1 tRNA gene is annotated in these 213 nt (G+C 48.4%); it reads right to left on the reverse strand.

From position 1 onward, the window contains the following. Nucleotides 1-2: 2 nt before the first annotated feature. A tRNA-Thr gene (locus Q0940_RS17075) sits at nt 3-75 on the reverse strand. Between the last annotated feature and the right edge of the window lie 138 nt (nt 76-213).

Here is a 213-nt window from a genome sequence, read left to right on the forward strand (position 1 = left end):
GGTGCCGACTGCCGGAGTCGAACTGGCGACCTACTGATTACAAGTCAGTTGCTCTACCAACTGAGCTAAGTCGGCACGTAATCTCTAAATAGAGCATTTTTTAACAGCGGTTTTCTTGGAAAGAAAGGCTAGTAAAAAATGGTGCCTCGACCCGGAATCGAACCAGGGACACGAGGATTTTCAATCCTCTGCTCTACCGACTGAGCTATCGAG

Origin of the sequence: uncultured Psychrosphaera sp. (assembly GCF_947500655.1) — a bacterium.
GTDB lineage: Bacteria > Pseudomonadota > Gammaproteobacteria > Enterobacterales > Alteromonadaceae > Psychrosphaera.